The sequence below is a fragment of the Ochrobactrum soli genome (genome assembly GCF_003664555.1).
Taxonomy (GTDB): domain Bacteria; phylum Pseudomonadota; class Alphaproteobacteria; order Rhizobiales; family Rhizobiaceae; genus Brucella; species Brucella teleogrylli.
The window spans coordinates 1-18,771 of record NZ_RCHH01000023.1 but is presented as its reverse complement, the minus strand read 5'-3'; the positions used below and the strand labels follow the sequence as shown (position 1 = coordinate 18,771).

The window sequence follows — 18,771 nt, the reverse complement described above, 5'->3', positions numbered from 1 at the left end:
CGATACAAGTACGGTTCTGCCTGCACTTTAGTCCGGAGGCGAGGCAGGACCGCTTTCATCCCATGCCATCCGGTCAATCCAGGAAATTGATTATGTCCGACCTGCCGCTTCTCGGCGCAGCCGTGCCGCTGTCCTATCTCGAAGAAAATCTCGATTTCATCCTGTCGGAAAACCGCGATCTGGAGATCCAGGATTTTGTCCATGTCGCTCTCCTGAAGGCCGACTGGAAGACGCCTGCAAGCCGCATCAAGACTCTGCTCAACGGTTATAAGGGCCGCCTCGGCATTCATGGTCCATTCTGGGGTCTCAACTTCTCCAATCAGGACGAAGACATTCGCAAGATCGTCACCCAGCGCTATCTTCAGGGACTGGAGGTTTGCGAATTCATCGGCGCCACGCAGATGGTGATCCACAGCCCTTATAATTTCTGGACCTATAACAATCTCGACAATTTTGTCGAAAGCGGCCAGCAGATCATCGACTACGCCCATGAAACGCTGGCGCCGGTCGTCAACCGCGCCGAAGAAATCGGCTGCACGCTGGTGATCGAAAATATCGAGGATATCGATACCGATGCCCGCTGCCTGCTCGCCGACAGCTTCCAGTCGTCATCGGTCGCCGTTTCGGTCGATACCGGCCATGCCCATTTCACCTATGGTTCGCTGGGCGCGCATCCGGTCGATTACTTCATCCGTCGTGCGGGCAACCGCCTGCAGCATGTTCATTTGCAGGACGCGGACGGCCATGCGGATCGTCATTGGGGCATCGGCGAAGGCACCATCCGCTGGCATGGCGTTTTCGCGGCTCTGGCTGAACTCGAAAGCAATCCGCGCCTGATCCTCGAACTGCGCGACAAGAACAAGATCATGCCATCGGTCAAGTTCCTGAAGGATGCAGGTCTGGCGCGATAAGCGTCCCACTCATGCTTTGAGGGCTCAACCTGCCCTCGAAGCGCTTGCTGTTCCGGGGCAGTCAGCTTCATCAGCATCTCTACCAGTGCCGAAAAGCGCCCGCCGCAATTTCGCAATCGCTGACGCCAAAGGGCACGCCGCAGCGCCCATCTGTTGCAGAAAAATCGCAAGCCGCAGCGCAATATCATTGAGAGCTAATTTAATGAACTGCTTATAGTTGACTTTTAGAGTCAATTTTATAGTGGAGTCTCATACTCAAATTTGCATCGCCGGATCGGGGGAGCCGAGCGACGCAAGATCGTTGTTCGAGGGACATCCATGCCGACTCCTGCTCTCCGCCTCCCGCTACGCTTTGCACTCGCCAGTTCCACCCTTCTCGCCTCCACTGCCATCGTTTTTGCGCAGGACGCCTCGCAGCCTCTGGTGCTCAACACCGTGACCATCGAGTCGCAGAGCAACGATACGCTGGTGCAGGATGGCTATGTCGCCAAGAAGGATCGCGACGGCACCAAGATCGACACGGAAATCGCCCGGATTCCGCAGTCGATTTCCGTCGTCACGCAGCGCCAGATGGAAGACCAGAAGCCGAACACGCTCAACGATGCGCTGAGCTATACGGCAAGCGCCAATCCCAACAATTACGGTTTCGATACGCGCTATGACGCGTTCTACCTGCGCGGTTTTCCCGCTTATTACAACGGCATGTTCCGCGACGGCCTCCGCGTCATGAACGGCCCTTCCGCATGGCTGAAGGCGGAACCTTACGGCATTGAAGGTATCACGGTGCTGAAAGGCCCGGCCTCGTCGCTCTATGGCGTCAGCGGCCCCGGCGGCATCGTCAATGTCGTCACAAAGCGCCCGAAGGACGAAGATTTCCGCGAAGTGGAACTGCTGTTCGGCAACCATAATCGGTATCAGGCTGCCTTCGACGTATCCGGCCCCGCCAATGACGAGAAGACCTTCCTCTATCGCATCACCGGCCTTGGCCGCATAAGCGATACCGAACTGCCCGGCTATCCCGACGACAAATATTACATCGCGCCAGCCTTCACGCTGAAGCCGGACGAAGACACGAAATTCACGGTTCTAAGCGAGTTTTCCCGCTCCAAGACCGGTGGAACGGCGGCCTTCTACAATCCGTCCTATGGCGAGGTTTCGGATATTTATGAGGGCGACCCTGCCTATAACGACTTCGTTCAGAACCAGGGCCGCATCGGCTATGAGTTCGAACATCGCTTCAACGACCTGCTGACCATCCACCAGAACCTGCGTTACAGCGATGTCGATGCCGATCTCGAATATAGCGGCCATTACACGACAGCAGGCAGCACAGACCTGTCACGCTACTGGGGCCATTACACCGAGCGGATGAAGAATTTTGTCGTCGATACGATGGCGCAGTTCGATTTCGACACCGGCCCGATGACCCATAAGGCCATCGCTGGCATCGATTATGGCTGGTCGGATTATAACGCCTATAGCGGCCTGTCCTATGTGTCCGTCGAGGACATGCGGGCCCAGGACGTGCCCTATTATGGCGGGCAGAAGATGAATCAGGTCGGCATTTATGCCCATGACCAGATCGAATGGGATAATTTCACCCTGTTCGGCAGCGGCCGTTATGACTGGGTGAAAACCAACACCACCGATGTGGATTATTCGGAAAGCGAACAGAAGGACAGCGCCTTCTCCGGTCGCGTCGGCGCAGCCTACAAGACGGAATGGGGCTTCATCCCCTATGTGAACTATTCCACCTCGTTCTCGCCCAATATCGGCTTCGTCTATGACGATATCGCCAGCGACGACAAACATGTCGCCAAGCCGACCATCGCCACGCAAAAGGAAATCGGCGTCAAATACGAAATCCCCGGCTATAATGCCGTAGTGAGTGCCGCTTTCTTCGATATCGATCAGGAAGACGGTGTCGTCCTCGTCGCCTCGGCGGATCGCAACAAGCAGCGCCAGCTCGATCTCAACTCGCGTGGCTTCGAACTGGAAGCCAATGCCACGCTCGATAACGGTCTCGGCATCATCGCGTCCTACACCCATCTGCGCGTGAAGACCGAAGGCGGCACCGAAGGTACGGAAGGCAACGAGCTTTCCGGCACGCCCAATGACGTGCTGTCGCTGTGGGGCAATTACAAGATCGAGAACGGCGTGCTGGCTGGCCTCGGTTTTGGCTCCGGTGTGCGCTATGTCAGCTCCAGCTATGGCGATGACGAAAACACCTTCAAGAACGACTCGCGTGTCATGGTGGATGCGGCGCTGTCCTATGACTTCAGCTATCGCAATCCGAAGCTCGACGGCATGCAGCTGCAAGTGAATGCGAAGAACATCTTCGACAATCGCGATCCGGTCTGCACCGCTGGCTATTGCTACCAGCAGGAAGGCCGCCAGATATTCGGCAGCCTACGCTATCGCTTCTGATGACGTCGATGCAGAAACAGGCCGACCAGCCGTCACCGACCGTCGCGCCAGCCCGCGTGTTCCTGACGATCAGCGGGCTCTATGTGGCGCAAAGCGTCATTGGCGGTATCACTTGGTCAGGCTTGCCTGCCATCATGCGCGACAGCGGCGTGCCGCTCGACCGCATCGGCCTCGTTTCGCTGATCATACTGCCATGGGCGCTCAAATTTCTCTGGGCGCCCGCAGTGGAACGTTTCCGGCTGCCGCATAGCGGTGCCGCCCGAACGGCAACCATCATTCTGGGCGGCGGCGCTGTCTCGGTCATCGGCCTTCTGATTATCGGGCTTATCGACCCATCACAGGTCTATCCGCTTCTCGGCATATTGATGCTGATCGCCTTTGCAACGGCCACCGTCGATATCGCCTGCGACGGTTATGCCGTGCAAAGCCTGTCGGAAGACAATTACGGTTGGGGCAATGCCGCACAGGTTGGCGGCGCCTATCTCGGTTCGGCGATCGGCGCGGGATTGTTTCTCGTTCTCGTCGGCGCATTCGACTGGCATATCGCCATCTGGACAATGGCGGTTATTCTGGTGCTCCTCGGCCTGCCCTTCGCGCTTTTCGCCCGCAAAGGTTCCGTCGCGGAAACGCGCCCGCATGTGCCATCGCTTGCGGCAGCACTGCGGCGGCGTGATATCCGGCGCGGACTGGCGGCGGCAGCGGTCTATGTCATCGCACAGAAGGCGGGGCTCGCAATGCTTGGACCCTTCCTGATCGATACCGGTCTCGACCTCACCACCGTCGGATTGCTGAACGGTGCCGGAAGCATGTTTGTCGGCCTTGCCGCAGCGCTTGCCGGTGGCGGTCTGGTGCGCGCCTTCGGCATGCGCAAGATACTGGCTGCAGCGCTCTTGCTTCAGGCGCTGTGCTTCCTGTTTTTCGCCATACATGCCGGCGACAAGACCGCCAGCGTGCAATTGATAGCGGTTGCGATTATCAGCTCATCCGGCGTTGTGGCGCTGGGTTTCGTCGCGCTTTATGCGCAATTTATGCTGTGGTCTGACCCGCGCCAGGCAGGGGTGGATTTCACGCTGTTTCAATGCATGGATGCGCTGATCAGCATGGCGGGCGGTGTGGCGGCGGGTTATGTGGCCCAATATTTCGGCTATGGCGTCTTCTTTTCCATCGTCGGCGCCCTTGCGCTGGCGGCCATCCCCGCAATGTGGGCGCTCTGCGCAACCCATTTGCGCGACCGGCCTTGAAACGCGGCACCACCCGAATTTTTTAAAGAAAACCATATTGATAAAATCCAGCTCTGCCATAGCTTTCCGTTAGCTTGGTCTGATTTATTGTTTGCTTAATAGCCAGCTTTGGATCTGGTCGCGGTGTAGATCAAACGCGTATCGCGGGGATCGCATGAAAAACAAACCTTATTGAAGAATGAGCCGGGACCGCTTCGCGGCTCATCGGCTCTTAAAAAAAAATGATATCGGTCCACCACAACCGGCGCATGGCTTGACTGCCATTGACGCCCGAGTATTTTCGTATCAATTAAATATATCTCAAGCAGACTGCGCGATTCGAGAAATATTATTTAACGTGTTTAGCTGATTAACAGTCAAATTTCATAGTTTATCCAAATATGAAATATCTAAAATCATTTTAAGTTGACAAAATTTCTTGACTTTATTTAATTTGCGCTAATATCAGTTGCGAACTCTGCATTTATGCAGTTGATAAATAATAATTATACCATTGATCTTGATCAATGACGTGAGATTAGCGATCACATCATTGTCTGTGAAATTTCGTTTCATGCTCATAATCGCGCACGATTGGAGAATTGCATGGCCGATACGCAGAGTGGGCAAGTCACGGCAGAAAAAGAGCCGCACAAACTGACATTGTTTCCTTTGATTGCGCTTGTGTTGGGATCGATGATCGGCGGCGGCGTCTTCAATCTGCCATCGGATATGTCTCGCGCGGCATCGCCGGGCGCAATCATTATCGGCTGGATCATCACCGGCATCGGCATGTTGATGCTGGCGCGCGTCTATCAGTCGCTCGCCAATCGTCGTCCCGATCTCGATGCCGGACCTTACGCCTATGCTAAGGCCGGTTTCGGATCGTTTATCGGCTTCAACAGCGCCTGGGGATACTGGCTCAGCGCCTTTCTCGGCAATGTTGCCTATGCGGTGGCGATCTTCTCGGCCTTGTCGTTCTTTTTCCCAGTTTTCGGCGACGGTTCCAACCTGCCATCAATCATCGGCGCATCAATCTGCCTTTGGCTGATCCATACGCTTGTCCTCTACGGCATCAAGCAGGCGTCATTCGTCAATATCGTCACGACGATAGCCAAACTTGTGCCGCTGATGCTGTTCATCCTGATCGCCATCGTTGCTTTCCATTGGGACAAGTTCACCTTCAATTTCTGGGGCCGTGGTGAGGAAGCCACACTTGGCAGCATTACGCACCAGATCAAAAGCACGATGCTGGTGACGCTGTGGGTGTTCATCGGCATTGAAGGCGCCAGCGTCTATTCGGCCCGCGCCGCCAACCGCAAGGATGTGGGCCGCGCGACCGTGATCGGCTTTCTCGGCGCACTCGGCATCTATGTGCTGGTATCGCTGCTCTCGACCGGGCTGATGAGCCAGCCGGAACTCGCCGGGTTGAAAGTGCCCTCCATGGCAGGCGTCTTCGAGCCGCTTGTCGGTCATTGGGGCGCGCTGCTCATCAATATCGGCCTTCTGATTTCAGTGGGTGGGGCTTTCCTGTCCTGGACCCTGCTCTGCGCGGAAATCCCATTTTCCTGCGGTCGCGACGGCACATTTCCAAAGTGGTTTGCGGTCGAGAACAAGAACGGGTCGCCAGCCAATGCGCTCTGGGCAACGAACCTCGCGATTCAGTTCTTCCTGCTGCTGACCTATTTTTCCGAAAGCGCCTACCAGTTCTTCTACTTCATCGCATCGGTCGCCATTCTGCCGCCTTATGTGTTTTCCGGCGCTTTTGCACTGAAACTCGCGCTCAGCGGCGAGACATATGGCGCCAACAGCAAGTCGCGACGGCGAGACCTGTGGGTGAGCCTGATAGCGACGCTCTACGGCGTCTGGCTCGTCTACGCGGCGGGACTAAGCTTTCTACTGATGTGCACGGTGCTCTTCGCACCCGGCATTCTGGTTTACGCGAAAGCCCGCAAGGAACATGGAGAACCGATCTTTGAGGGACATGAAGTTTGGATCGCGGCAGGCATAACCCTGCTCGCCCTCGTCGCCATCTATCTGATGTGGACGGGAGTTATCACCCCTTTCTGACGCATTCATCCACGGGAACGATCTTTTGCCGGCTACCGGAAAATCTTCCCGCCCAGATCACCCTTTCAAACAGGAGCATCGAGATGAGACAATTTGGAGTGCATTCGGAAGTCGGCAAGCTACGCACAGTGATGGTTTGCAGCCCATCGCTCGCCCATCAACGACTGACGCCAGCCAATTGCCATGACCTTCTGTTCGATGATGTGATCTGGGTGCACGAGGCCCAGAAGGACCATTTCGACTTCGTTCTCAAAATGCGGGAGCGCGGCGTGGAGGTTCTGGAAATGCAGGACCTGCTCGCCAAAACGCTGGACGACAAGGAAGCACGCCAATTCGTTCTCGACCGGCGTATTCTGCCTAATCAGATCGGGCGCAATGTCGCCAATTCCATGCGCCCCTGGCTGGATGAACTGCCATCAAAAAACCTGGCCCAATTTCTCATCGGCGGCGTGGCCGTTTCCGACCTGCCGGACATATGGGGCAAGGAACTGATGCTGGACGTGCTGGGCGGTACGGAATTCATTATTCCGCCGATCCCCAACACGTTGTTCCAGCGCGACTCATCCTGCTGGATTTACGGCGGCGTGACCGTGAACCCGATGTTCTGGCCAGCCCGTCAGCCGGAAACGCTGATCCAGCGCGCCATCTACAAATATCATCCGGAATTCAAGGACGGCGATTTCAAAATCTGGTGGGGCGATTTCGACACCGACCACGGCAACGCCACGATGGAAGGCGGCGATGTCATGCCCATCGGCAATGGCGTTGTGCTGATCGGCATGGGCGAACGCACAACTTATCAGGCTGTCGGTCAGGTGGCGGAAGCGCTGTTTGCCGCCAATGCCGCCACCCGCGTCATCGCCTGTGTGATGCCGAAAAGCCGTGCGGCCATGCATCTCGATACGGTGTTCAGCTTCTGCGACCGCGACCTCGTGACCATTTTTGGCGAAGTCGTGGACCAAATTCGCTGCTTCAGCATTTATCCGGGCGACGACGGAAAAATCGCCGTTCGTCCCGAAACAAAGCACCTGCTGGAAGTGACGGCGGAAGCGCTGGGACTGAAGAAACTCCGCTCGGTGGCAACTGGCGGCAACGCCTACGAAGCCGAGCGCGAACAGTGGGACGACGGCAACAATGTCGTCGCGCTGGAGCCCGGCGTGGTGGTTTCCTACGACCGCAACACTTACACAAACACGCTGTTGCGCAAGGCGGGCGTTGAAGTCATCACCATTCGCGGTTCAGAGCTGGGCCGTGGTCGGGGCGGCGGGCATTGCATGACTTGCCCCATATGGCGCGATCCAGTCTGAGGACCGGACTTCCATCGCAACGTTATATAGTTTTGGAGACGTATCATGAGCTTTAATCTGCGCAATCGTTCCCTCCTCACGGTGCAGGATTACACGCCACGCGAATTCCGCTTCCTGCTCGATCTGGCGCGCGATCTGAAGCGCGCCAAATATGCCCGCACCGAACAAAAGCACCTGTCAGGCAAGGAAATCTGCCTCATCTTTGAAAAGACCTCCACACGCACCCGCTGTGCCTTCGAGGTCGCCTGTTCGGATCAGGGCGCCAATGTCACCTATCTCGATCCTGCCGGATCCCAGATCGGCCACAAGGAATCCTTCAAGGACACGGCGCGTGTGTTGGGGCGTATGTATGACGCTATCGAATATCGCGGCTCATCGCAGAGCGGTGTTGAAACGCTGGCCAAATATGCCGGAGTACCGGTCTATAACGGCCTGACCGATGAATATCATCCAACACAGATGCTGGCCGACGTGCTGACCATGTGGGAACACAGCGACAAGCCGATCCCCCAGATCAAATATGCCTATGTCGGCGACACGCGGTCCAATATGGGTCATTCGCTTCTGATCGTCGGCAGCCTGATGGGCATGGATGTCCGCATCTGCGGACCGAAAGAACTGTGGCCCGCTGACGAATATCGCAAGATTGCAGAAGACCTCGCCGCTGCATCGGGCGCAAAGGTCACCATCACCGATGACGTCAAGGCGGCGGTCAAGGACGTGGACTTCATCCACACCGATGTCTGGGTGTCGATGGGCGAAGCGAAGGAAGTCTGGGCCGAACGCATCAAGCTGCTGAAGCCCTATCAGGTCAATGCTGCGCTGATGAAAGCCGCAGGCAATCCGCAGGTGAAGTTCATGCATTGCCTGCCAGCCTTCCACGATACCGAAACCGTCGTGGGCAAGCAGATTGCCGATCAGTTCGGCATCTCGGACGGTCTTGAAGTGACCGACGAAGTTTTCGAATCCCACGCCAATATCGCATTCGAACAGGCGGAGAACCGTCTGCACACCATCAAGGCCCTGCTTGTGGCAACGATTGGAGATTGAGAATGCGCATCGTCATCGCATTGGGCGGCAACGCCCTTTTACGGCGCGGCGAGCCGATGACAGCCGAGGTGCAACGCAGGAATATCCGCACCGCTGTCGAAGCCATCGCGCCGGTCACCAAGGACCATCAGGTCATCATCACCCATGGCAATGGTCCGCAGGTGGGGTTGCTTGCCTTGCAGGGCGCTGCCTACAAGCCTGACGAGGCCTATCCGCTGGACGTGCTTGGCGCCCAGACGGAAGGTATGATCGGCTATATGCTGGAACAGGAACTTGGCAATGTTCTGCCATTCGACATTCCCATCGCAACCGTCCTTACCATGGTTGAGGTGGATGGCGATGATCCCGGCTTCCAAAACCCGACCAAGTTCGTCGGCCCGGTCTATTCCAAAGACGATGCCGACCGCATCCGTGGCGAAAAAGGCTGGACCTTCAAGCAGGACGGCGACAAGTGGCGACGGGTTGTGCCCTCGCCGCTTCCGAAGCGGATTTTCGAAATTCGCCCGTTGAAATGGCTGCTTGAAAAGAACACCATTCTCATCTGCGCGGGCGGCGGCGGCATTCCCACCATGTATGAGAAAGGCAAGGAACGCTCGCTTGGCGGCGTGGAGGCCGTCATCGACAAGGATCTGGCGAGCGAGCTTCTCGCACGTGAACTTGGCGCCGACCTCTTCATCATGGCGACCGACGCCGAAGCGGTCTTTACCGACTGGGGTAAGCCGACGCAAAAGGGCATCCACGAAGCGACCCCGGAATCCCTTTCGCACTATCAGTTTCCGGCAGGTTCGATGGGACCGAAGGTGGATGCCGCCTGCAATTTTGCCAAGGCGACCGGAAAATCCGCCGCCATCGGCGCGCTGGCCGACATTCCCGGCATTGTCGATGGCAAAAAAGGAACCATTGTCAGTACAGGCTTTTCAAAACTGACCTGGCATTGAATGAAATATTGGAAGCTCCGGTCTTTGAGGGAAGACCGGAGTTTTCAGCGTTTAATCTACTAAAGTCGCTATCAGGGGAGACCACAAGGTGAGCGAAAACGAACCGGCGCCGACCACTGGCGGTCATATTCCATCCATGCTGGATGCACTTGTTCCATGTATTGCGCTTATCGTTTTCCTCGCCCTTTCCTATTATCTGTTTGGTGATGCGGCCTCGTCCGGCCCCAACCAGATCGCCCTTGCGGTCTGCGGGCTGATCGCCGCCGGTGTTGCCTATAAGAACGGATCGAGCTGGGCCGCGGTCCGCGCCGCCGTTGTTGACGGGATCGCGACCGGCTTGCCCGCCATTCTCATCCTGATGGCGGTTGGCGCGTTGATTGGCACATGGGCGCTCAGCGGCACGATCATGTCCATGGTCTATTACGGGCTGAAGCTTCTCAACCCCGATTATTTCTACGCGACGACCACCATTGTCTGCGCGGTGGTGGCCTTCAGCATCGGCAGTTCATGGACCGTCGCAGGCACTATCGGCATCGGGCTTATGGGTGTCGCGGCTCATATGGACCTTTCCCCCGCAATCACAGCGGGCGCCGTCATTTCCGGCGCTTATTTTGGCGACAAGGCATCGCCGCTTTCCGACACGGTCAATCTGGCGGCCGCCTCCGCCGGTTCGGAAATATTCGACCACATCCGGGAATCCCTCTGGACCTCGATCCCCGCTTTGCTTTTGTCCATTGTGCTGTTCGGCTTTCTTGGTGAGCAAAACGATTTTGACGCAAGCTCGCTTCTCACAAAGATCGACAGCCAGATTCAGGTTTCGCTCTGGGCTTTCCTGCCCCTGCTGCTGGTCTTCGTGCTGTCGGTAGCGCGGGTATCTCCGGTCGTGGCGATATTCAGCGGCGCTTTGGCAGGCGCTATCCAGGGCGTCATCATGGACCCACAACGGGTGATCGCATTTGCCAATGATGCAGCACTTCCCAGTGCGCTCGCCCTATTGAAAGGCGCATGGCTGGCGCTTGCCACCGGCTATACGAGCTCCGTCGGCGATCCCGATATCGACATGATTCTCAGCCGGGGTGGCATGGCGAGCATGATGACGACCATCTGGCTCATCATCACGGCGCTCGCCTTTGGCGCGGTAATCGAACATGCAGGCATTCTCAATCGCCTGATCGACCCGTTGATCCATCGCGCGAAATCCGATGCCAGTCTGATCTCGACCGTCGCAGGAACCGCTGTCCTGTCGAATGTCGTCACGTCCGATCAGTATATTTCCATTGCCCTGCCGGGGCGCATGTTCAAGCAGGCTTTTGCCAATCGCGGACTGGCACCGGCACTTCTTTCCCGCGTGATTGGCGACAGCGCAACCGTGACGTCTCCGCTGATCCCATGGAACAGTTGCGGCGCCTATATGGCTGCGGCGCTGGGGGTCAGCACCACCGCCTATCTCGGCTTTTGCTTTTTCAACATTCTCAATCCGCTGATGACCATCGGCTTCAGTCTTCTCGGCTGGCGCGTGCTTAGAACCGCCCCGGCGAAGGCCACGTCATAAAGGCTACCCGCGCCGCGATAGCAGCGCGATGAAGCAGGCCCCACCCAGAAGCGAGGCGAACAGGCCAAGCGGCAGATTGTAGGGAAAGGCCACCATCCGCGCGAGCCAATCGGCGCTTACCATCATCAGCGCGCCGATCAGCATGGATGCCGTCAGGAAGCGCTTCGGCGTATGCAGGCCGAAATTGCGCGCCAGATGCGGAGCGATCAGCCCGACAAACGAGAGCGGCCCCACCATCATCGATGCAATCGCTGTCAGAAGCGCTGCAATCAGCACGATCACAAGACGCGGCAGGACGAGCGAAAGACCGAGGGTGCGCATCGTCACCGAACCAAGCGGCAGAATGTCGAGCCAGCGCGACAAAGCAAGCAGGATCGTGAAACTGGCAGCCAGCGCAAGAGCGGCCAGCCAAAGCTGCATAGGCGTCGCCTGCGTGCCGGTACCGCTCAACCAGCCGAGCAGGACAAAGGCTTGTGGAGAGCCGGTTGCAATGATGGCTGTCAGAATGGAGCTGACCATAGCGCCAAGGCCGACACCGGCCAGAAGCAGCTTTTCCGCACCAAAACCGCTGCGCGCGGCAATCGCCAGAATGAAGATCAGCGCCAGCACCGAGCCGATGGAAGCGCCCAGCCATTGCAGGGAAAGGCTTGCGACGGGAAGCAGGAGAACCACCGCCAAACCCGCACCAGCACCAAGGCCGACGCCCATAATTTCGGGGCTGGCGAGCGTGTTACCCGTCATGCGCTGGAGAATGGCTCCGGCCAATGCCAGCATGCCGCCCGATAGGCCCGCAAGAGCAAGTCTTTGCACGCGCCAGTCGAAAAGCGCATCGAACACTTCACCACGGGCAAGGACAAAACCGTCCTGCCCCCGGCCGAGACCCAGCGTGATGGCGGCCACAAGCAGGACAAGCAGCAGCAAAATGGCGAAGAACAAGCCGGTACGCTTGAGGCGAACAGCGCTGGCCTCGCTCTGGCCCGATGGCCATTCAAACATGCGCAGACGCGGCAGCATCCAGAGCAGCAGCGGACCGCCGAGCAATGCAGTCGCAGCGCCCACCGGCAGGCGGTCGCCGGTGACGGCCTGCAACAGGCTGACGCAGCCATCGGTCAACCAGAGCAGAATTGCCCCAATGGCGGGCGCGGCGATCAGCTTTGTCTTGAGACGGCGCGCGCCGGAAAGCTGCGCCAGCGTCGGAGCGACCAGACCGACAAAGCCCAATATGCCGACTTCTGCCGTGATACTTGCCGCCAGCCAGACGGCAATGGCAATCACCAGAAGGCGGCTTGCCGCCAGCGACAGGCCGAGGCTGCGCGCATTGGCATTGTCGAGCGCCAGCAATGTCAACGGGCGCAGCAGGAAGAAGGCAATCCCGCCGCCGATCAGAACCCGCAGGGAGAGCGCAATGCCCGGCCCCCAGCTTTGTTGTTCCAGCGAACCGCCGCCCCAGACGAACAGCGAGAACACATATTCGCCATTGGCGAGGATGAGCGCCGTGCTTGCCGCCGTTGCGGTCAGCGACACGATCATTCCGCAGAGAATGACAGAAGCGGGTTCCAGCGAGCGTTTCCAGTTGAGCGCCAGCACCAGACTGACCGCCGCCAGACCGCCCGCCAAAGCCAGCCATTCTCGAAAGATGAAGGCTGCGGGCAGATAAAGTATACCCGCCGTCATGGCGAGCTGCGCTCCGGCAGCAATGCCGAGCGTCGAGGGTTCGGCGAGCGGATTGCGTAAAACCTGCTGCAACAGCAGGCCGGAAAGCCCAAGGCCTGCGCCACAGATCAGGGCCATAGCATTGCGCGGTAAGACGGTGTCAAACGCGATGACCCGGTGCAGCGCCAGCAGTTCCGGTGAACCGGCAGGGGCATTCAGCGCCCGCGTGAATTCGAAAGCGGCCATCAGTGCCGCGACAAGCGCGAGCAGCGCCCAGAACAGCAGCGGCCTTATGCCTGCAACACTCTTCTCCGTCATGGGCTGCTCTTCCAGTTTTCACGAAGAAGCTGGGCAAAGCGGCGCGCGGCAGGCAATCCGCCGAAATGATCGAGCGGCGGCAGAAACAGAACCCGCTTTTCACGGATAGCGGGCAGCGCGTTCCACAAGGCATTTTGCGGCAGACGATAAAGCGTTTCAGGATCGGTCGGGCCGACGATCACGATGGATGCGTCCGGCGTTTCGGCCAATTGCTCCAGCCCCACCGGCGCCGCGGCTGAATAGCTTGTATCGCGCGTCCACGCATTCTCAAAACCGAGCCGAACCAGCACATCGCCAAACAGGCTGTCGCGCCCGAAAGCGCGAAAATGCCGGGCATCGCCCAGACTGATGACGAAGACCTTCCGTCCCGGTATCGCAGCGAAGCGCTGCCGCGCCTCCGCAATCTCGCGTGCAACAGTCGCGACGTAAGCGCGCGCTTCCGCAGCCAGACCGAGCTTTTCCCCAAGACTTAACGTCGCCTCTTCCAGCATCGCATAGGGCGGCTGACCGGCGCTATAGACAGTCGGCGCGAAGACCGGCGCGATGCGCTCGAAGGCTGCACGCTGATATTCGTAAAAATTGGACGCGACGATCAGATCCGGTTCCATCATGCGCAGAAGCTCAAGATTGGGCGCTCCGCGCAGACCAAGATCAGCGACATTTTCCGGCACCGCCGGCTCAAGCTGCATTTGCCTGTATTGGCGCAGTTCTGCCGCTGCCACCGGCACAGCGCCGATCGCCAGAGCGGTCTCAAGCATGGCCCAGTCGATCACCGCAAAACGCATCGTCGCGGCATGGGCCGAACGCAGTGCAGGCGCCGCAAAAAGGGCGCCTGCGAATCCGAGAACCGCGCGACGGGTGACTGTCATGACGGAACGCGCGGCGAAAACCGTCGCATCACCACTTGGTGTGCACCTTGAGCAAAGCCTTCCTGCCCTCGCCATAACCGCAGACATAGACGCCCTGACATCCAGCAACATAATCCTTGTCGAAAAGATTGGTCACGTTGAGATCGATGCCCCAATTATCCTTTTCATAGCCGAGTTTCAAATCGGCGAGTGCCACAGCGGGCACTTTCAGCGTGTTCTGCTCGTCGGCATAGGACGAGCCGATATAACGGACGCCGCCGCCCAGCGTCACGCCTTTCAGCGCGCCTTCGGGCACCTTATACTCGACGAAGACCGAAGCCTGTTGCTCCGGCAGGAGATAAGGACGCTTGCCGACCAGCGTTGGGTCCGAGGCGTTTTCCTTGACCTTCAGGTCATAGGCGGTCACGCTTGCCGTCACCTTCCAGTCCTCGGCAATATTGGCCTGCATTTCGAGTTCGAAGCCGCGCGAATTGACCTTGCCGAGCTGTTCACGGGCAAAGCTGGAGCCGGTCAGCGAATTTTCCTTGGTCAGATCGAAGAAGGACGCGGTGATCAGGCCATCGAAGAATGCCGGGCGATATTTGACACCGGCTTCATACTGAACGCCGGTTTCCGGCTTGGCATAGCTGCCGTCATACAGGGTCTCGATAATCGGATTGAAGAAGGTCGCAGCACTCACATAAGGCGTGATGCCGTTCTCGAACTCATAGCCGAGACCTGCACGACCGGAGAAGCGGCCCGTATCATATTCGAAGCTCGGCAGACCTGAGGCTTCAGTCCAGACATGATCGTAACGACCATTCAGCGTCAGTATCCAGCCATCGCCGAATTCCATGCGATCCTGCGCATAGACACCCACCTGATTGCGGCGCAGATCCTGATCAATATAGGGGTCCCACATAGGCCCCTGCGGCTCGCCATAAACCGGGTTATAGGCGTCGATGATCGTTGCGCCGCCGGTCTGCTGCATCTGGTCGATGCGGAAATAGCGGTACTCCGCGCCGAACAGCAGATTGTGGTCGATGGCCCCGGTCGTCACCTTGCCTTCAAGCTGGTTATCAGCCTGAAAGGTGTTGACCGTGGTATCGTGCTTGAAATTGATGCGGGCGAGGTAGGGATTGCCAGCAGCTGGCTGCGCCAGAAATCCGTCATAGCCGTAAGGGTAGAGGCTATGCTCCTTCACATTGGCAAAGCCGTAACGCACATTCTGACGGACGGTCCAGTCACTGTCGAATGTGTGTTCGAATTCATAGCCGATCGATAGCTGTTCGCGATTATAGGAATCGACATCCGGCTCGGTAAAATTCGCCTTGCGCGAAATCTTGCCGAACTCGGTCGGCACCACGGTACCATAGTAAGGCAGAAAGCCGCCATCATGCGTCAGGTCCAGATGGGTATAGTTGGCCAGAATGGTCAGGCTGGTCGATTCATCCGGCTTGTATTCGATGCTTGGCGAGATGACGCCACGAAATTCCTTGGAAAAATCCGTATAGTTGTCGCCACCCTGGATCTTGCCGTTGACGCGGTAATTAACCGTCTCCGTCGCCTTGTCACCAATGTCGAAGCCGAGATAGCCATTGCCATAGCTGTTGATGCCCGCCTCAAGATAGCGCAGGCGTTCGCCGGTCGGGCGCTTGCTGATGTAATTCACGATACCGCCGGGATTGGCACCGCCATAAAGAGCCGATGCCGGACCACGCAGCACGTCGATGCGCTCGATACCGAAACTGTCGATTAAAAAGCCGCCAAAGCCGTAGCTGAAATTCTGCAACCCATCGAGATAGGTGCCATTGGCCGTCGCGTCGAAACCGCGAATATAGAGCCAGTTCGTGTCATTATCGACGCCGAAAGGCTGCGCCAGCACGCCGGGCGTATAGCGCAAGGCTTCGTCGATCTTCTGCGCGCCGAGCGCATCCATCTGATCGCGCCCGACGACCGATACGGATTGCGGGATCTTGTCGATTGCAACGCTGTCCTTCGAGCCGGTGGTGGTCGCCTGAGGCACAAAGCCCCGGACCGGCGCAACACCGTCGGCCCGCGTGGTGCCGCCATTTCCATCAGACTGAATGACAACCGTGTTTAGCTGAAGGGGTTTGCTGTCTTCCTGCGCCAAGGCAGGAATGGCGGCAAGCGCAGTACCGCTTGCCAGCAGGACGAGAAGATTGTGCTTCATCGACGGCATATGATGTGACCCCTAAGACGGATAAAAACGCGAACCTTCACAGGCTCCCGCGACCCCGCAGACGGGCGCGTTAATATGAGTGCTTATATCAAGAATATTCGGCAGGATTGTTCGTTTTTATGGCAAATTGAACGATCTTCAGTTCATCTCAGCGTGCAGTAAAAAAGCAATCCTTTCTGTGGCTCTGCTACACCTGTTGTCTCAGCCATGCCGCCGGCGTTGTGCCGGTTTGCTTCTTGAAAACACGCGTGAAATGGGCCTGATCGGAAAACCCGACCAGCGCCGCAATATGCGGCAGCGGCGTGTGCGCCTGAAGCAGCAGCGCCTGCGCACGCGCGATGCGTCGCTCCATCTGCCAGCTATGGGGCGACACCCCCGTCGATGCCTTGAAGGCGCTGCAGAAATATGTTTCCGACAGACCAGCCAGATCGGCCAGTTCCTGCAAGCGGATGATGCGCGCGTAATTGTCCTCGATGAAATCTGTCACGCGCCGGAGCCGCCATGGTGACAGCCTGCTCGCGCCTGCACGCGGCTGCGCTTCCGCCCCGAACAGTTCCGCGACAAGCGCGTTGATCAGGCCTTCACCATAGAGATCGTGCAACGGCGCATTGGACAGGCACTCTTCCGCCAGAAGCCCGCCGATCTGCTCAATCCTGGCATTGGAAAACAAAAGGCGTGGACGCTCGACCGCAGCCCTGTCGAGCGCGCCACCAAAGCGCTGCTGCAGCGTGTTGATGTCGAGATGCAGATCAAGATGCTTGAGCTTACCCGGTCTCGCACTCTCGCTCCAGATCGTCATGCCCGCCGGAATATAGCAAAGACGCGAAGGGTTCGCGCCTTGCGCAACGGCACGCCCCTTGCTGCCGGGACGGATATCGAGCGCGCCCTGGCTTTCGCAGACGAGAAACAGGCGTGGCGCTTGCGAGACATATTCACCGCGCGCGCCGGGACCACATTCGACAGACCACACGTCGGCAATCGCGCCATTCCAGACGCGATAGTGAAGGTCGTCCAGCAAGGTGACGTCTTCGATCCGGCTTTTCATATGCGGATGGAAACCCAAATCTGCTTTCCTGAAATCTTAATCTAAAAGAGGTATAACTTACTCATGTTTTTGTGGCAACTTTCGAAAAGCTGCGTTATTGCAGGGAAAGCACTGCGCCAGAGGACGACGATTGATGACCAACTTGTTCGAACTTGAGAATGTCAGCTTTTCGGTTGCCGGGCGCACGCTGTTGCAGCCTTTGACCATGTCGATACCGGCAGGAAGTGTGACAGCCTTGATCGGACATAACGGTTCAGGCAAGTCGACACTGCTTAAAATACTTGCCCGCCAGCAGCCAGCGTCGGGAGGCACAATCCATTTTGCAGGCAAGCGCCTCGACCAATGGGGCGACCGCGAATTTGCACGCAAGCTTGCCTATCTGCCGCAGCAGACGGCATCCGCATCGGGCATGCTGGTCAAGGAACTGGTCGCGCTTGGCCGTTATCCGTGGCACGGCGCTCTGGGCCGCTTTGGTGATACCGACCGGGCGAAGGTGGAAGAGGCCATCGAACTGACCGGCATAGCACCTTTTGCGGACCGGCTTGTCGATACGCTTTCCGGCGGCGAACGCCAGCGCGTCTGGCTGGCCATGCTGGTGGCGCAGGATGCGCAATGCCTGCTTCTCGATGAGCCCACATCGGCGCTCGATATTGCCCATCAGCTGGAAGTTCTGTCGCTGGTACGCAAGCTGTCGCAGGAGAAGGAACTGAGCGTTTTCATCGTCCTACACGATGTGAACATGGCCGCCCGCTTCTGCGATTCCATCTTCGCGCTGCACAGTGGCCGCCTGATCGCCCAATCAACACCCGCCGGTGTGATGGAGCCCAATCAGCTTCGGGAGATTTACGGCGTGCCGATGGAAGTCATGCGCCACGCCGCGACCGGGCATCTGATTGCAGCTCCTTTGTAATTAAAACTGCTGACCTGCAAGATAGCGTTCCAATGTCTTGACCGTGCCATCCCGCCAGATTGCTTTCAGTGCAGAGCTGAACGCGGTGACATAGGCGGGATTGGCGGCAAGCGCTCCGAAAATATCATCCATGGAAAGCCACGCAGCCGGGTCGGCCTTGGCGCGCGCTGCCTGCTTGGTCAGGCGATCCCATGACGGATCATTCGGCTCGATAACAGCGCCGCTATCTGTGGTGCCATAGCAATAGCGGCACCAGAAAGCGGAAACGAGCGCAAGCCCGGTCACCGAATGGCCCTTCGCCACGCGGTCAGCAGCGGTG

At 57.9% G+C, this 18,771-nt stretch carries 14 protein-coding genes; 9 read left to right on the top strand and 5 right to left on the bottom strand.

Annotated elements, in window-relative coordinates; genetic code table 11:
* The first annotated feature begins 92 nt into the window (after window positions 1-92).
* The 8 genes from D8666_RS22015 (at window position 93) to D8666_RS21980 (ending at window position 11,475) form a co-directional block, all read left to right on the top strand.
* Window positions 93-911, top strand: a complete 819-nt coding sequence (locus D8666_RS22015; RefSeq protein WP_109366961.1) for a sugar phosphate isomerase/epimerase family protein — start codon at window positions 93-95, stop codon at window positions 909-911.
* Between the two features lie 318 nt (window positions 912-1,229).
* The gene (locus D8666_RS22010) at window positions 1,230-3,338 is read left to right on the top strand and encodes a TonB-dependent siderophore receptor (protein ID WP_121539447.1); all 2,109 of its coding nucleotides are present in this window, start codon (window positions 1,230-1,232) and stop codon (window positions 3,336-3,338) included.
* Window positions 3,338-4,579 carry an MFS transporter gene (locus tag D8666_RS22005; RefSeq protein ID WP_235859048.1) on the top strand — a complete coding sequence of 414 codons (1,242 nt, stop codon included), beginning with the start codon at window positions 3,338-3,340 and terminating at the stop codon, window positions 4,577-4,579. Before D8666_RS22010 ends, D8666_RS22005 begins: the two co-directional genes overlap by 1 nt.
* Window positions 4,580-5,164: 585 nt before the next feature.
* Window positions 5,165-6,628 (top strand): arginine-ornithine antiporter, encoded by a 1,464-nt coding sequence (gene arcD / locus D8666_RS22000; RefSeq protein WP_109366959.1) that lies wholly within the window; start codon window positions 5,165-5,167, stop codon window positions 6,626-6,628.
* 83 nt (window positions 6,629-6,711) lie between these two features.
* Window positions 6,712-7,935, top strand: a complete 1,224-nt coding sequence (gene arcA, locus D8666_RS21995; protein ID WP_121539446.1) for an arginine deiminase — start codon at window positions 6,712-6,714, stop codon at window positions 7,933-7,935.
* Between the two features lie 45 nt (window positions 7,936-7,980).
* Window positions 7,981-8,985 (top strand): ornithine carbamoyltransferase, encoded by a 1,005-nt coding sequence (locus tag D8666_RS21990; RefSeq protein ID WP_121539445.1) that lies wholly within the window; start codon window positions 7,981-7,983, stop codon window positions 8,983-8,985.
* Window positions 8,986-8,987: 2 nt separating this feature from the next.
* Window positions 8,988-9,923, top strand: a complete 936-nt coding sequence (gene arcC / locus D8666_RS21985; RefSeq protein ID WP_109366956.1) for a carbamate kinase — start codon at window positions 8,988-8,990, stop codon at window positions 9,921-9,923.
* Window positions 9,924-10,011: 88 nt separating this feature from the next.
* Window positions 10,012-11,475, top strand: a complete 1,464-nt coding sequence (locus D8666_RS21980; RefSeq protein WP_209446017.1) for a Na+/H+ antiporter NhaC family protein — start codon at window positions 10,012-10,014, stop codon at window positions 11,473-11,475.
* A gap of 3 nt (window positions 11,476-11,478) precedes the next feature.
* Here the strand turns inward: D8666_RS21980 and fhuB are convergent, their stop codons facing one another.
* The 4 genes from fhuB to D8666_RS21960 all read right to left on the bottom strand — a co-directional run bounded on the left by fhuB (window position 11,479) and on the right by D8666_RS21960 (window position 17,560).
* The gene (fhuB, locus tag D8666_RS21975; RefSeq protein ID WP_109366955.1) at window positions 11,479-13,446 is read right to left on the bottom strand and encodes a Fe(3+)-hydroxamate ABC transporter permease FhuB; all 1,968 of its coding nucleotides are present in this window, start codon (window positions 13,444-13,446) and stop codon (window positions 11,479-11,481) included.
* Entirely contained in the window at window positions 13,443-14,315 is an 873-nt protein-coding gene (locus tag D8666_RS21970; protein ID WP_235859047.1) for an iron-siderophore ABC transporter substrate-binding protein, read from the bottom strand. Before D8666_RS21970 ends, fhuB begins: the two co-directional genes overlap by 4 nt.
* Before the next feature lie 28 nt (window positions 14,316-14,343).
* Complete coding sequence (locus tag D8666_RS21965) at window positions 14,344-16,497, bottom strand: TonB-dependent siderophore receptor (protein ID WP_109366954.1); 2,154 nt, start codon at window positions 16,495-16,497, stop codon at window positions 14,344-14,346.
* Window positions 16,498-16,684: 187 nt separating this feature from the next.
* Window positions 16,685-17,560 carry a helix-turn-helix transcriptional regulator gene (locus D8666_RS21960; RefSeq protein WP_109366953.1) on the bottom strand — a complete coding sequence of 292 codons (876 nt, stop codon included), beginning with the start codon at window positions 17,558-17,560 and terminating at the stop codon, window positions 16,685-16,687.
* 115 nt (window positions 17,561-17,675) lie between these two features.
* Here D8666_RS21960 and D8666_RS21955 point away from each other — a divergent pair, with 115 nt between their 5' ends.
* A complete protein-coding gene (locus tag D8666_RS21955) occupies window positions 17,676-18,452 on the top strand; it encodes an ATP-binding cassette domain-containing protein (RefSeq protein WP_109366952.1) in 777 nt (258 codons plus the stop codon).
* Here D8666_RS21955 and D8666_RS21950 read toward each other — a convergent pair.
* The coding region (locus tag D8666_RS21950; RefSeq protein ID WP_503591168.1) for a mannitol dehydrogenase family protein at window positions 18,453-18,771 on the bottom strand (319 nt) is incomplete at its 5' end.

Excerpts from the sequence above, each read along its gene's own strand:
- D8666_RS22015 (WP_109366961.1), top strand. The coding sequence starts at position 93 with ATGTCCGACCTGCCGCTTCTCGGCGCAGCCGTGCCGCTGTCCTATCTC.
- D8666_RS22010 (WP_121539447.1), top strand. The coding sequence starts at position 1,230 with ATGCCGACTCCTGCTCTCCGCCTCCCGCTACGCTTTGCACTCGCCAGT.
- D8666_RS22005 (WP_235859048.1), top strand. The coding sequence starts at position 3,338 with ATGACGTCGATGCAGAAACAGGCCGACCAGCCGTCACCGACCGTCGCG.
- arcD (WP_109366959.1), top strand. The coding sequence starts at position 5,165 with ATGGCCGATACGCAGAGTGGGCAAGTCACGGCAGAAAAAGAGCCGCAC.
- arcA (WP_121539446.1), top strand. The coding sequence starts at position 6,712 with ATGAGACAATTTGGAGTGCATTCGGAAGTCGGCAAGCTACGCACAGTG.
- D8666_RS21990 (WP_121539445.1), top strand. The coding sequence starts at position 7,981 with ATGAGCTTTAATCTGCGCAATCGTTCCCTCCTCACGGTGCAGGATTAC.
- arcC (WP_109366956.1), top strand. The coding sequence starts at position 8,988 with ATGCGCATCGTCATCGCATTGGGCGGCAACGCCCTTTTACGGCGCGGC.
- fhuB (WP_109366955.1), bottom strand. The coding sequence starts at position 13,446 with ATGACGGAGAAGAGTGTTGCAGGCATAAGGCCGCTGCTGTTCTGGGCG.
- D8666_RS21970 (WP_235859047.1), bottom strand. The coding sequence starts at position 14,315 with ATGACAGTCACCCGTCGCGCGGTTCTCGGATTCGCAGGCGCCCTTTTT.
- D8666_RS21965 (WP_109366954.1), bottom strand. The coding sequence starts at position 16,497 with ATGCCGTCGATGAAGCACAATCTTCTCGTCCTGCTGGCAAGCGGTACT.
- D8666_RS21955 (WP_109366952.1), top strand. The coding sequence starts at position 17,676 with ATGACCAACTTGTTCGAACTTGAGAATGTCAGCTTTTCGGTTGCCGGG.